Source organism: Streptomyces africanus, from assembly GCF_030816955.1.
Classification (GTDB): Bacteria; Actinomycetota; Actinomycetes; order Streptomycetales; family Streptomycetaceae; genus Streptomyces; species Streptomyces africanus.
This window is the reverse complement of sequence record NZ_JAUSYP010000001.1, coordinates 8,696,902-8,709,744: the sequence shown is the minus strand read 5'-3', so window position 1 is coordinate 8,709,744 and position 12,843 is coordinate 8,696,902. Positions and strand designations below refer to the sequence as shown.

General features: G+C 72.4%; 14 protein-coding genes. 8 read left to right on the top strand and 6 right to left on the bottom strand.

Annotated elements, in window-relative coordinates:
• Positions 1-69: 69 nt before the first annotated feature.
• Positions 70-1,848 carry a cholesterol oxidase substrate-binding domain-containing protein gene (locus tag QF034_RS39615; protein ID WP_307179475.1) on the top strand — a complete coding sequence of 593 codons (1,779 nt, stop codon included), beginning with the start codon at positions 70-72 and terminating at the stop codon, positions 1,846-1,848.
• Here the strand turns inward: QF034_RS39615 and QF034_RS39610 are convergent.
• Complete coding sequence (locus QF034_RS39610) at positions 1,838-2,422, bottom strand: TetR/AcrR family transcriptional regulator (RefSeq protein ID WP_307179474.1); 585 nt, start codon at positions 2,420-2,422, stop codon at positions 1,838-1,840. The genes QF034_RS39615 and QF034_RS39610 overlap by 11 nt on opposite strands.
• A complete protein-coding gene (locus QF034_RS39605) occupies positions 2,419-3,882 on the bottom strand; it encodes an MFS transporter (RefSeq protein ID WP_307179473.1) in 1,464 nt (487 codons plus the stop codon). The genes QF034_RS39610 and QF034_RS39605 overlap by 4 nt, the downstream gene beginning before the upstream one ends.
• A 397-nt stretch (positions 3,883-4,279) precedes the next feature.
• On the opposite strand from QF034_RS39605, the gene melC1 reads away from it, so the two are divergent.
• Both melC1 and melC2 read left to right on the top strand, forming a co-directional pair.
• Positions 4,280-4,648 carry an apotyrosinase chaperone MelC1 gene (gene melC1 / locus QF034_RS39600; protein ID WP_307179472.1) on the top strand — a complete coding sequence of 123 codons (369 nt, stop codon included), beginning with the start codon at positions 4,280-4,282 and terminating at the stop codon, positions 4,646-4,648.
• Positions 4,649-4,680: 32 nt separating this feature from the next.
• The gene (gene melC2, locus QF034_RS39595; protein ID WP_307179471.1) at positions 4,681-5,502 is read left to right on the top strand and encodes a tyrosinase MelC2; all 822 of its coding nucleotides are present in this window, start codon (positions 4,681-4,683) and stop codon (positions 5,500-5,502) included.
• Here the strand turns inward: melC2 and QF034_RS39590 are convergent, their stop codons facing one another.
• Positions 5,503-6,216: a ribonuclease H family protein gene (locus tag QF034_RS39590; RefSeq protein ID WP_307179470.1), complete on the bottom strand. Its 714-nt coding sequence runs from the start codon at positions 6,214-6,216 to the stop codon at positions 5,503-5,505.
• A gap of 33 nt (positions 6,217-6,249) precedes the next feature.
• The gene (locus QF034_RS39585; RefSeq protein ID WP_307179469.1) at positions 6,250-7,047 is read right to left on the bottom strand and encodes a VOC family protein; all 798 of its coding nucleotides are present in this window, start codon (positions 7,045-7,047) and stop codon (positions 6,250-6,252) included.
• A 146-nt stretch (positions 7,048-7,193) separates the two neighbouring features.
• Between QF034_RS39585 and QF034_RS39580 the strand changes: the two genes are divergently transcribed.
• The 3 genes from QF034_RS39580 (at position 7,194) to QF034_RS39570 (ending at position 10,084) form a co-directional block, all read left to right on the top strand.
• The gene (locus QF034_RS39580; RefSeq protein WP_307180090.1) at positions 7,194-8,201 is read left to right on the top strand and encodes a zinc-binding alcohol dehydrogenase family protein; all 1,008 of its coding nucleotides are present in this window, start codon (positions 7,194-7,196) and stop codon (positions 8,199-8,201) included.
• Between the two features lie 73 nt (positions 8,202-8,274).
• Positions 8,275-9,177 (top strand): SGNH/GDSL hydrolase family protein, encoded by a 903-nt coding sequence (locus tag QF034_RS39575; RefSeq protein ID WP_307179468.1) that lies wholly within the window; start codon positions 8,275-8,277, stop codon positions 9,175-9,177.
• A gap of 31 nt (positions 9,178-9,208) precedes the next feature.
• Positions 9,209-10,084, top strand: coding sequence for an aminoglycoside phosphotransferase family protein (locus QF034_RS39570; RefSeq protein WP_307179467.1), 876 nt, complete (start codon positions 9,209-9,211; stop codon positions 10,082-10,084).
• Between the two features lie 32 nt (positions 10,085-10,116).
• On the opposite strand, the gene QF034_RS39565 is transcribed toward QF034_RS39570, so the two are convergent.
• Positions 10,117-10,599 carry a VOC family protein gene (locus QF034_RS39565; RefSeq protein WP_307179466.1) on the bottom strand — a complete coding sequence of 161 codons (483 nt, stop codon included), beginning with the start codon at positions 10,597-10,599 and terminating at the stop codon, positions 10,117-10,119.
• Positions 10,600-10,918: 319 nt separating this feature from the next.
• Between QF034_RS39565 and QF034_RS39560 the strand changes: the two genes are divergently transcribed.
• Entirely contained in the window at positions 10,919-11,560 is a 642-nt protein-coding gene (locus tag QF034_RS39560; protein WP_307179465.1) for an ATP-dependent Clp protease proteolytic subunit, read from the top strand.
• Complete coding sequence (locus tag QF034_RS39555) at positions 11,560-12,162, top strand: ClpP family protease (protein ID WP_307179464.1); 603 nt, start codon at positions 11,560-11,562, stop codon at positions 12,160-12,162. Before QF034_RS39560 ends, QF034_RS39555 begins: the two co-directional genes overlap by 1 nt.
• A gap of 22 nt (positions 12,163-12,184) precedes the next feature.
• Here the strand turns inward: QF034_RS39555 and QF034_RS39550 are convergent, their stop codons facing one another.
• Positions 12,185-12,613, bottom strand: a complete 429-nt coding sequence (locus tag QF034_RS39550) for a helix-turn-helix domain-containing protein (RefSeq protein ID WP_307179463.1) — start codon at positions 12,611-12,613, stop codon at positions 12,185-12,187.
• Positions 12,614-12,843: the final 230 nt, after the last annotated feature.

The window sequence follows — 12,843 nt, the reverse complement described above, 5'->3', positions numbered from 1 at the left end:
CGGAACATCTCGCTCCGGCCGCCGTCCCGGCCCGATTCACTCACACGAGTGAATAGAGTCGACAGGGATATGTCACGTGTCAACGGGCCCCTAGCGTGGCTCGATGTGACAACTGGTGCAGTGAACAACCTTCCGTCGGGTGAGGCGCGTTGGTCGCGCCGGGGTTTCCTCCTCACCGCTGCCGCGCTGGCCGCCGTGCCGGGCCTGCCGGCGGACCCGGCCGTCGCCGCGACGGAGGTGCCGGACTTCCCGGCGGACGTCGCTCTGTACCGCTCGGCGTACCGGAACTGGGTGGGCGAGATCACCGCCGACGGCCTGTGGGCCTGTGCGCCGGGAAGCCCCGGCCAGGTGGTCGACGTCGTCAACTGGGCCTGGCGGCACGGGTGGCGGGTGCGCGCCCGGGGCGCCTCGCACGGCTGGTCGCCCCTGACGGTGACGGAGGGGACGCCGTCCGGCGCACCCGTCCTCCTCGTCGACACCGCGCCCCACCTGACCGGCCTCGCCCTGGACTCGCCGACCGCCGTACGCGCCGGGACCGGCGTGACCATGGAGGATCTGCTCACCTTCCTGGAGGAGCACGGCCTCGGTGTCACGGCGACGCCCGCTCCCGGAGTCCTCACCCTGGGTGGCGCCCTGGCGATCGACGCGCACGGCACCGCAGTTCCCGCACGGGACGAGCGGCGCCCGCCGGGGCACACCTACGGCTCGCTGAGCAACCTGATCCTGTCCCTGACGGCCGTGGTGTGGGACTCCCGGGCCGGCGCGTACGCGCTGCGCACGTTCCACCGTGACGAGGCGGACTGCGCCGCCCTGCTGACCCATCTCGGGCGGTCCCTGGTGACCGAGGTGGTGCTGCGGGTGGGCGCGAACACCGCTCTGCGGTGCGTGAGCCGGACGGACATCCCGGCCGGCGAACTGTTCGCCGCGCCCGGCTCCGGGAACGGGCACCGCACGTTCGCGAGCTTCCTGGAGGAGGCCGGGCGGGTCGAGGCGATCTGGTTCGCCTTCACCGAGCACCCCTGGCTGAAGGTGTGGAGCGTCTCCCCCACCCGGCCGCTGACCTCACGGCACGTGAGGCGGCCGTACAACTACCCGTTCTCCGACACCGTCCCGGCCCCGGTGGCGGAGCTGGTCGGCCGGATGACGTCGGAGGCGGCCTGGTATCTGGCGCCGCTGCTCGGCACCGCGCAGTACGACGCGGCCGCCCTCGGGCTGGTGGCGACGCGCTCCGGCGACATCTGGGGACCGTCCAAGAACACCCTGCTGTATCTGAAGCCGACCACGCTGCGGGTACACGCGAACGGCTACGCCGTGCTCACGTCCAGGGCCCAGGTGCAGAAGGTCGTCTCCGAGTTCGCCGGGTGCTACCGGGAGCGGCTGACGGCGTACGCGGCCCGGGGCAGCTTCCCCGTCAACGGATCGGTGGAGATCCGGGTGACCGGACTGGACGACCCCGGCGACTGCGGGGTGGCCGGGGCCCGCGCGCCGCTGCTGTCGGCGCTGCGGCCACGCACGGACCACCCCGAGTGGGACACGGCCGTGTGGCTGGACATCCTGACGCTGCCGGGCACGCCGGACGCGGAGGCGTTCCTTCGCGAGATCGAGCGGTTCCTGCTGCGCGCGTACGACGGCGGGTCCGCGCTGACCCGGGTGGAGTGGTCCAAGGGGTGGGCGTACACGGACGACGGGGTGTGGGACGACGAGGAGGTGCTGGGCACGGTGGTGCCGGCCGCGGTCGGCACGGCCGAGTGGGCCGAGGCGGACGCGGTGCTGGACCGGCTGGACCCGCACCACGTGTACGGCAACGCCTTCCTGGACCGGCTGTTCGGCCAGGGCGCTAAGGCGTGAGGTGCGCCTGCACGGCGGGTGCGTAGCGTTCCACCAGGGCGTCCACGGTGCTCGCCCGTACCTCGGTGCCGCGGGCGATGCCGTACATCACGCCCAGGCCGAGCAGGGCCGCGACGGCCAGTTCGGCGCGCAGGCCGGCGTCGGGGCCGGAGAGGCGGGCGGTGAGCAGGTCGGTCACCTGGGTGCGGAAGTTGGCGCGCAGGATGTCGCCCTGCTCGCCGTGCAGGGGCGCGAACACGATCCGCAGCAGCGGGTCGGCGCCCTGCCGGGTCTGGCTGAGCAGGACGTGCCGGACCATGTGCGGGCCGAGTTCCTCGACGGGCGCGGCCAGCAGGGCGGCGGCGTCGGTCTCGAAGGACATGACCCGGGCGAACAGCGTGTCCTTGTTGCCGAAGTACTTCAGGATCAGCGGCGGGCTCACCCCTGCGCGGTCGGCGACCGCCTTGAGCGTGATGTCGGCGTGCGCGTGCCGGGCCAGCAGATAGCGGGCCGCCTTCAGGATGGCCGCCTTGGTCGCCTCGGCGTCCCTGCGCGCCGGCGTGGGTGTGACGGGTGGAGTGCTCACGGCACTCATGCTCCCTCCATCGCCTGGTCGCGCGCGCCCCGGGTGCGGTCCGCGGCCGGTCCCGGCCCGTCCGGGACGTCCTGCGCGGCGTCGCCGGGGATGCACAGCGCCACCGCCGTGGCCACGAGGGCGACCGCGCCGGCCATCGCGAACGCCAGCAGATAGCCGTGCAGGGTGGGCACCGGCACGCCGCCGACCAGGCCGGTGTGGTGCACCAGGACGGCGGCCACGGCAGCGCTGGAGCCGGCCTGGCCGATCGTCCGCATCAGGACGTTGACGCCGTTGGCGGAGGCGGTCTGCCCGGCCGGCACGGCACGCAGGATGAGTGTGGGCAGCGCCGAGTAGGCCAGGGTGGTCCCGGTGGCGACGACCGTGGCCCCGGCGATGATCATCCAGAGGTCGCGGCTGTCGGCGATGCGGACCGCGTACCCGGCGGCGATGACCGCCGCTCCGAGGGCGAGCGTGACGCGCGGCCCGCGCGCGGCGGAGATCCGGGCGGAGACGGGCGACAGCAGCAGCATGACGACACCGCTGGGCAGCAGGCACAGGCCGGTGGCGACGATGGACAGCCCGAGCCCGTACCCGGTGGCCTTCGGCGTCTGCACCAGCTGGGCGGTGACCAGGGTGTTGGCGTAGAACGCGAACCCGGCGAGCAGGGCCGCCACATGGGACAGCCCGACCCGGGGCCGGGCGACCAGCCGCAGGTCCACGAGCGGCTGTCCGGCCCGCAGTTGCTGCCACCACCACAGGGCGAGCACGACGGCGGCACCCGCGAACAGGACCACGACGCGCACGCTGCCCCAGCCCCACTGCCCGCCCTGGGACACCCCGAGCAGCAGGCACACCAGCCCGGCGGCCAGTCCCAGCGCGCCCGGTACGTCGAACCGGCCGGGCTCCCGCACGGGCGACTCGCGCACCGCCCACCACACCAGGGTCACGCCCGTGGCGCCGAGGGCGCTGGTCACCCAGAACATGGTGTGCCAGTCGGCGTACTGCACGATCACCGCGGCCAGTGGCAGGCCGAGCGCGGCGCCGATGCCGACGGTGGAGCTCATCAGCGCCACGGCCGACCCCCGGCGCTCCGCGGGCAGTTCGTCCCGCAGGATGCTGATGGACAGCGGGACGACCGCGGCGGCGGCTCCGGACAGGGTGCGGGCGGCGATGAGCACCCCGATGTCGGAGGACAGGGCGCAGAGGACGGAACCGGCGGTCATCAGTGCGAGCGCGGACATGAGCACCCGCCGCTTGCCGTACATGTCGCCGGCCCGGCCCAGGACCGGGGTGAGGACGGCGCCGGACAGCAGGGTGGCCGTGACCATCCAGGAGACCGTGCCCGCCGAGGCGCCGGTCAGCCGGGGCAGGTCGGGCAGCAGCGGGACGACGACGGTCTGCATGACGGCCATCAGGATGCCGCCGAACGCGAGCACCGGGACGGTGAGCCGGTTGCGTATCGCAGCGGTCCGGTCCATCGGCACTCCAGCGGGCAGCGCCTGGCGAGGCGGCGGGTGAATGGCAATTCACCTTAGCCGGTGAATTGCCATTCACCTAAGGCGGGAGGTCAGGTCCACCCCGGGGCTCCCGCCGGGGCACCGGACCACCGAATCGCGCCATCTTCGCGGCGTGACGCGCACCACGAGCAGCGGAGCGCACAGGGAGAAACAGCCGTCACAGCACGCCTCACGGACGGAATCTCCCCTTCCGAGCCCGCGCATCCCTCCCTCGCGACAAGATCATCTTCGTTCAACCTTGCACGACATAAGGGGAATTGCCCGGATCGCAGCCAACCGGCTCGCGCGGATTTCTCCCGGTACCGGACGGGCCGGTAGGCATGCGGGGCCAACAGCCGAACCATCCCAGGAGGTCCGCATGCCGGAACTCAGCCGTCGCCGCGCTCTCACCGCCGCGGCCGTCCTCGCCGGCACGGCCGGTGCCCTGCCGGCCCTCGCACCGGCCGCTGCCGCCGCCGGGCACCACGACTCCCCCGAGACCTTCGACGAGGTCTACAAGGGCCGCCGGATACAGGGCCGGCCGGCCGCCGCGACCGGTCACCACCATCACGGCGCGGGGTACGCGGTGTTCGTCGACGGTGTGGAACTGCACGTGATGCGCAACGCCGACGGCACCTGGATCAGCGTCGTCAGCCACTACGACCCGGTACCCACCCCGCGCGCCGCCGCCCGCGCCGCGGTGGACGAGCTCCAGGGCGCGCCACTGCTGCCCTTCCCCGCCAACTGACCCGCCCCGAAAGGCCTCTGGAGCACCCGCACATGACCGTCCGCAAGAACCAGTCCGCCCTGACCGCCGACGAGAAGCGGCGTTTCGTCGCCGCGCTCCTGGAGCTGAAGCGCAGCGGCCGCTACGACGAGTTCGTCACGACGCACAACGCGTTCATCGTCTCCGACACCGACGACGGCGAGCGGACGGGGCACCGCTCACCGTCCTTCCTGCCCTGGCACCGGAGATTCCTCCTGGAGTTCGAGCGGGCGCTGCAGTCGATGGATCCGTCGGTGGCCCTGCCGTACTGGGACTGGAGCGTCGACCGTTCGCCGCGGGCCTCGCTCTGGGCGCCCGACTTCCTCGGCGGCACGGGGCGCGAGCGGGACGGCCGGGTCACGGACGGGCCGTTCTCCGCGTCCTCGGGGAACTGGCCGATCACCGTGCGGGTCGACGGCCGGACGTTCCTGCGGCGCTCCCTCGGCTCCGGGGGACGCCAGTTGCCGACGCCGGCCGAGGTCGAGTCGGTGCTGTCGATACCCACGTACGACATGGCGCCCTGGAACAGCGCCTCGGACGGTTTCCGCAATCACCTCGAAGGGTGGCGGGGCGTCAATCTGCACAACCGGGTCCACGTCTGGGTCGGCGGCCAGATGGCCACCGGGGTCTCCCCCAACGACCCGGTGTTCTGGCTGCACCACGCGTTCATCGACAAGCTGTGGGCCGAGTGGCAGCGGCGGCACGCCGGCTCCGGCTATCTGCCGGCCGCTGGGACGCCGAACGTCATCGACCTGCGCGAGACGATGCGGCCATGGCACGACACGAGCCCGGCGGATCTGCTGGACCACACGGCGCACTACACGTTCGACGCCTGATCAGACGGTCGCTCCCGCGCGGCACTCCGGGTGGCCCCAGCCGCTGTCGTTCTTGGCGATGGACTCACCGGCCGCGTAGGAACGGCCGCACTGGCAGCGGCCGGGGAACTTCGCCTTGATCGTGCGCGAGGAGCCCTTCGCGGCGGACGCCTTCCCGGTGCGGGTCGCGCCGCCGCGCGGACGGGACCGCGGGGCCTTGGCCGGGGCGTCAGGGGCGGGCGGCGGCTCGGGGGAGCCGAGGCCGCTGCCCGCGGGCTCCTGGACGGTGGCGGCCTGGCTGGCGGCACGGTCGGCGAAGTCGTTGAGCCGGTCGCCGTCGACCTGGTGGGCGGGCACGTAGCGGAACTCCACCGAGCGGCCGTCCAGCAGCTCGTCGATGCGCACGACGAGGTCCTGGTTGGCGACCGGCTTCCCGCCGGACGTCTTCCAGCCGTTGCGCTTCCACCCGGGCAGCCAGGTGGTGACGGCCTTCATCGCGTACTGCGAGTCCATCCGGATCTCGAGCGGCACGTCCGGGTCGGTCGCCGCCAGCAGGCGCTCCAGCGCGGTGAGTTCCGCGACGTTGTTGGTGGCCCTGCCGAGCGGCCCGGCCTCCCAGCGCACCGGGCTCTCGGAAGCGTCGGCGACGACCCAGGCCCAGCCCGCGGGCCCGGGATTTCCCTTCGAAGCCCCGTCGCACGCGGCCACAACACGTTCACGCATGGGCTCGATCATGCCATGGCCGCCTGGGCGGTCCGGCCGGAGGTCTCAGCTCACGTCGGTCGTCTTCGGCATGTCGCCCTCGGTCCTGGTGATGTCGATGACCGAGAAGTTGGCGCCCTGCGGGTCGCTGAGGGCCGCGAACCTGCCGAACGGGGTGTCCATGGGACCGAACCGCAGGACGCCGCCGAGCTTGGTGGCCTTGGCGACGGTGTCGTCGCAGTCCTCGACGGCGAAGTAGACGTTGATGTACGGCGGCATCTCGGGCGGGAAGTCGTCCGTCATCTTCATCCGGCCCAGCACGCTGCGGTCGCCGAGGTCGTAGATCCGGAAGTCCATCGCCTCGTCCGCCATCTCCTTCTGCCGGTAGGAGAAGACGGCGGGGAAGAACGCGTCGGACTTCTCGGGCTCGCGGGTGAAGACCTCCGCCCAGGTGTAGGCGCCCGGTTCGGCCGTCGTGTCGAATCCCTCGTGGGTGCCCGCCTGCCAGACGCCGAAGACGACACCGCCGGGGTCACGGGCCAGGCACATCGTGCCGAAGTCGCCGACCTGCATCGGCTCCATCAGCACCTCGCCGCCGTTGTCACGGATCCGGGCGGCCGTCGCTGCGGCGTCCTGGGCCGCGAAGTACAGGCACCACTGCGACTGGCCCTCCTGGCCGGGCACGGGCGGGACGACGGCGGCGACCGCCTTGCCGTTCGCATAGGCCTGGGTGTAGTTGCCGAACTCCGCCATCGCCTCGGCGAAGGTCCAGCCGAGGACGTCGCCGTAGAAGCTCTTGGCCCCTTCGAGGTCGCTGAACATCGCGTCGGCCCAGCACGGGGTTCCTTCAGGTTGCACGGCCATGACTGCGGCCCTTCCGAATGGGTGGTTAGTCCGTTTCCTCACGCTAGTCACCCGTGCACCGACCCGCGCGCCGAACCGGCGTGTCCGGCGCAGACTGGCCAGGGGCCTTCGTGAGGACGGGGAGCGGCGGCATGGTGGACGGGACGATGCGCGCGTGGTCGGTGGTGCGGCCGGGCCCGGTCGAGGAGGGGGCACTGCGGCTGGTCGAAAAGCCGGTGCCGGTGCCCGCGGACGACGAGCTGCTGGTGCGGGTGCGCGCCTGCGGTGTGTGCCGCACCGACCTGCACGTCGTGGAGGGCGACCTGCCCGTGCGCCGGGTGGGCGTCACGCCCGGTCACGAGGTCGTCGGGGTGGTGACCGGGGCGGGCGCGGCGGTGCGCGGCTTCGCGCCGGGCGACCGCGTCGGTGTGGCCTGGCTGCGCCGCACCGACGGCAGCTGCGCGTACTGCGCGCGCGGCGCGGAGAACCTGTGCCCCCGCTCCGCGTACACGGGCTGGCACGCCGACGGCGGCTACGCGGAGTACACGACGGTGCCGGCGGCGTTCGCCTACCGGCTGCCGGACGGCGTGCCGGACGTGGCCCTGGCTCCCCTCCTGTGCGCGGGCATCATCGGCCACCGGGCGCTGCGGCGGGCCGGGCTGCCGCCCGGCGGACGGCTCGGGCTGTACGGCTTCGGTGGCAGCGCCCATCTGTGCGCGCAGGTGGCGCTCGCCGAGGGCGCCACCGTGCACGTCATGACGCGCGGTGCGGCCGCCCGGCGGCTGGCGCTGGAGCTGGGCGCGGCCTCCGCGCAGGACGCGTACGCCAGGCCGCCGGAGCCGCTGGACAGCGCGATCCTGTTCGCTCCCGCCGGCGATCTGGTCCCGGTCGCCCTGCGCGCCCTGGACCGCGGCGGCGTCCTGGCCGTCGCCGGCATCCACCTCACCGACACGCCTCCCCTGCACTACGAGAGCGAGCTCTTCTACGAGAAGGAGTTGCGCAGCGTCGCCTCCAACACGCGCGCGGACGGCCGCGAGTTCCTGACCCTCGCGGCGAGGTACGGCGTGCGCGCGACCACGCATCCGTATCCGCTGTCGCGGGCCGTGGCGGCGCTCGCGGATCTCAAGGCCGGGCGGTTCGACGGGGCGGCGGTGCTGGTGAACGACGTGACGTGAAGTGTCTTCCCCTCGGGGTCCGGCTGTGCTTGCCTGGTGAGCCGTTTCACCGGCCCGGGGCGGGAGTTGCCGTATGCGCAGACCGTGGATCGTGGGGGTGCTGGTGGCGGGATTACTGCTCGGCGCGTGCGGCGATCCGTCGTCCGGGCCCGGGACTCCCCCGCCGTCCGCTCCGGACGTGTCCGCGACCACGCATCAACGGGCCCCCGCCTCCCCCAGTTCCCGGGCCCCCCAGAAGGCGCCCACCGTGCTGTACCTCGGCGACTCGCTCGCCATGGAGAACCAGAAGGTCCTCGGCCAGGAGCTGCGCCGGGACCTGCGCGCGAAGTACACGAGCGCCCCCTACTCGGGCACCACCCTGTGCGACTACCTGGAGGGCACGGCCGAGCGGTCCCTCGTCCCGGCCCGGGACAAGGCGGCGGCGCTGGTGCGGTCGCTGCGTCCGGACTTCGTGGTGCTGCAGTTCTGGGGCAACGCCTGGGACTTCACCTGGTGCATGGACGGGATCACGTACGACGGCGCGCGGGAGCGGTACTTCAAGCGGTACGAGGCCGACGCGCGCAGGCTCGTCGAGCAGATCGCGGCGGCCGGCGGCTCCCACCGGCCGCGGATCGTGTGGGTGCTCCAGGGCCCGGACCCGATCACGCCCGACCGGGTGCGCCGGGTGAACGGACTGTACGAGCGGCTGGCCGCCACGACGGGCGGCGTGGTCGCCGACGCCGGAAGAGCGGTCAGTCCGGGCTCGGACCGCTACGCCTGGACGCAGTACCTTCCGTGTACCGCCTACGAGCGGGCCCATCCCGACTACTGCACCCAGCCGTCCCGCGACCGGACGGCCCTGCACCGGGACGACGACTACCTGCACTTCTGCCTGGCGCCCACGACGTCCACGCCGAAACCCTGCCCGGTCCGCTCCCCCGGCATCCTGCGCATCGCCCGGGAGATCGTGAAAACCATTCGACAGTCGGCGAGTTGACCGCTCGAATGACGCCATGTGCGCGGTGCGAATGCATGAGGACGAAGTGGACATCGACGTCTCGCTCGTCGGCCGGCTGATCGCGGGACGGTTCCCGCGGTGGGCAGGGCTGCCCCTGCGGCGCCTGGAGTCCTCCGGGACGGAGAACGCCATGTTCCGCCTCGGTGCGGACAAGGTCGTACGGCTCCCCCGGCACCCCCGCGCCGTCGAGGCCATCACACACGAACTGCGCTGGCTGCCCCGGCTGGCACCGGAGCTGCCCGCCGCCGCGCCCCGGCCTCTCGGGCGCGGTGAGCCCGACGACGGCTTCCCGTGGCCCTGGGCCGTGTACGGCTGGCTGGACGGCCGCAACCCGGTGCCCGGCACGCTGGAGAAACCCGGACTGCTCGCCGAGGACCTGGGGGCGTACGTCACCGCCCTGCGCCGGATCGACGCGGCCAAGGGCCCGGTCGGGTCGCGGGGTGTGCCCCTGGCGACGCAGGACCGGTTCGTGCGTGAGGCGCTCGCCCAGCTGGCGGGGCGGATCGACACCGCGGCCGTGACGGACCTCTGGGAACAGGCCCTGCGCACCCCGGAGCACGCCGGGCCGCCGGTCTGGGCGCACGGCGATCTGATGGCCGGGAACCTGCTGGTCAGCGGCGGACGGCTGACCGCCGTGATCGACTACGGCACGGTGGGGGTGGGCGATCCCGCCGTCGACCTCATCAGCGCCTGGTGTCTGCTGCCCGCCGAGGCGCGCGGCGTCTTCCGCGAGGCCGTGGGCGCGGGCGAGGCCGAGTGGGCGCGAGGCCGGGGCTGGGCCCTGCGGATCGCGGTCATCGCACTGCCGTACTACTGGGAGACCAACCCGCCTGTCGCGGAGAACTCGCGGCATGTGATCGGCGAGATCCTGGCCGAGTCCCGGTAGGGGCAGGGGTTCCCGCCCCCGTCCGGGGCGCGTCACTCGCCGGCGTACGCCTTGTCCAGGGCCGCGATGTCGAACTTGCTCATCGCCATGAACGCCTGGGTCACCCGGGCCGCCTTCGCCGGGTCCGGGTCGGTGATCATGGCGTCGAGCCGGTCGGGGACGACCTGCCAGGACACGCCGTACCGGTCCTTGAGCCAGCCGCAGGGGCCGGGCTCGCCGCCGTTCTCGGTGAGCTTGGCCCAGTAGTAGTCGATCTCCTCCTGGTTCTCGCAGAAGATCATGAAGGAGACCGCCTCGGTGAACTTGAACTCGGGGCCGCCGTTGAGTCCGAGGAACCTGTGGCCGTTGGCCGTGAACTCTACGGTCATCACGCTGCCGGCGGGCTGGGGCGCACCCTCGGGGTAGCGGGCGGTCTTTCCGATGCTGGAGTTCTTGAAGACCGAGACGTAGAAGTGGGCGGCCTCCTCGGCCTGGCCGTCGAACCAGAGACACGTGGTGAAACCGTCGGATGCCATGAGTACCTCCTGGAGCGTGGATCACTGTCATCTGTGTCGACCGGTCCACACCGGGAAACTCATCGGCCGGGCGGGTGATATTTTCTCCGGCCGGACGAGCTGCCCGGCACGGGACGGGCGTACGGCGTGGTGATGTGCGGGCGTTCTTCCGGGAGTTGCGCGAGACGGGCTGAGCCCGGCGGTACGGGCGCGGGCTCTGCCGGGAGCGGATCTGCCGAGGGCAGAGAAACGGTCGGCGGGCATCGTCCGAGGTCAAGAGTGGAGTCGACGGCACGTCCGCGGCACGTCCGCGGCCCTTCTGCCACGACGAGGAGAACCCATGACTCCACTCACGACACTCGCCCCGCGGGCGGAGGAGGGCGACACCCCTCCGACCCGGTTCGACGACCATCTGGCCGCCCAGCTGCTCGCGCAGCGCATCGTGCTGCTGGGCACGCAGGTGGACGAGGTCTCCGCGAACCGGGTCTGCGCCCAGCTGCTGATCCTGTCCGCGGAGGACCCGCGCACCGACATCAGCCTGTACATCAACAGCCCCGGTGGGGCCGTGCACGCGGGGCTCGCCATCTACGACACGATGCGGCTCATCCCGAACGACGTCTCCACGCTGGCGATGGGCTTCGCCGCCAGCATGGGCCAGTTCCTGCTCAGCGTCGGCGCGCCGGGCAAGCGCTACGCCCTGCCGAACGCGCGGATCATGATGCACCAGCCGTCGGCGGGCATCGGCGGCACCACCGCCGACATCGAGATCCAGGCGGAGAACCTGGAGTTCACCAAACGGACCATAGAGCGGATCACCGCCGAGCACACCGGCCAGAGCCCGGAGACGATCTCCCGGGACGGTGACCGGGACCGCTGGTTCACGGCCGAGGAGGCCAGGGAGTACGGCATGGTGGACCGGGTCGTGGAATCCCTCGATGACGTCCGCCCCGCAACGACGCGACGCAGGATGGGGCTGCAGTGATGGGGAGCTACACGATTCCGAACGTCATCGAGCGCACCCCGCAGGGCGAGCGGTCCTTCGACGTCTTCAGCCGGCTGCTCAACGAGCGGATCATCTTCCTCGGCACCGAGATCGACGACGGCGTCGCCAACGTCGTCATCGCGCAGCTCCTCCATCTGGAGTCGTCGGCGCCGGAGAGCGAGATCTCGGTCTACATCAACTCCCCCGGCGGCTCGTTCACCTCCCTGATGGCCATCTACGACACGATGTCGTACGTACGGACGCCGATCTCGACGTGCTGCGTCGGACAGGCGGCCTCCACCGCGGCGGTGCTGCTGGCCGGCGGGGACCCCGGGCGGCGGTTCGTGCTGGAGCACGCGCGCGTGCTGCTCGGCCAGCCGGCGACCGGCGGGCAGCGCGGCATGGTCTCCGACCTGGCACTGCAGGCCAAGGAGATGGTGCGGATCCGCTCCCAGGTGGAGGAGGTGCTGTCCCGGCACACCCACCACGACGTGGCGACCCTGCGGGCCGACATGGACCGCGACAAGGTGTTCACCGCGCAGGAGGCCGTGAGTTACGGCCTGGCCGACGAGGTGCTCAGCCGGCGTCTCGTGCGGGTCTGAGACGCCGGCCGGCCCACCGGGCTCAGGCGGCCATGCACAGTCCGTCGAGCGACGAGGTGGACGCTCCGCGGCGGCTGCCGCCCGTGTACCGCGAAGTGACGCGGGTCAGTTCGCCCTGCGCCCTGGACAGCAGATCGCCGAGGCCCAGTCCGAGGGCGTGGGCGGCGGCCGCGAGGACCTCCGAGGAGGCCTCCTTGCGGCCGCGCTCCACCTCCGACAGATAGGGCATGGAGATCCGGGCCGCGTCGGCGACGTCCTTCAACGTGCGCTCCTGCGCCAGGCGTTCGCGCCGCAGCACGTCACCGACCAGGTCGCGCCACAGGGGCTCCTTCGCGGCGGGAGGCGGCGGCCCGTGGCGTGGCGGAGCGGTGGCCGGACGGGCGGCCTGGGGACGCGCGCCGGACGGGCGCAGGGGGATGACGCGGGCTTCGTTCGGCACGTGGTTGCTCACTTCTCCAGCCTAGGAGGCGTGGTCGCCAGGGGAAGGGGACGGCGTTCCGCTCTGGGTGGAATCGCCGAACGAGCCGTTCTCCGGGCGGCGTTGGGAGACCTGGCTCCGCCGTGCGGTCTGTCCGCCACTGCCCCGCCGGCCCGTCATCGGCCATGCCCGGTCCCGGATCCGCAGCGGCCGCGCATGTGTGGCACGGAACCGGGTACCCGCAACCCGGAGGGACCTAGGCA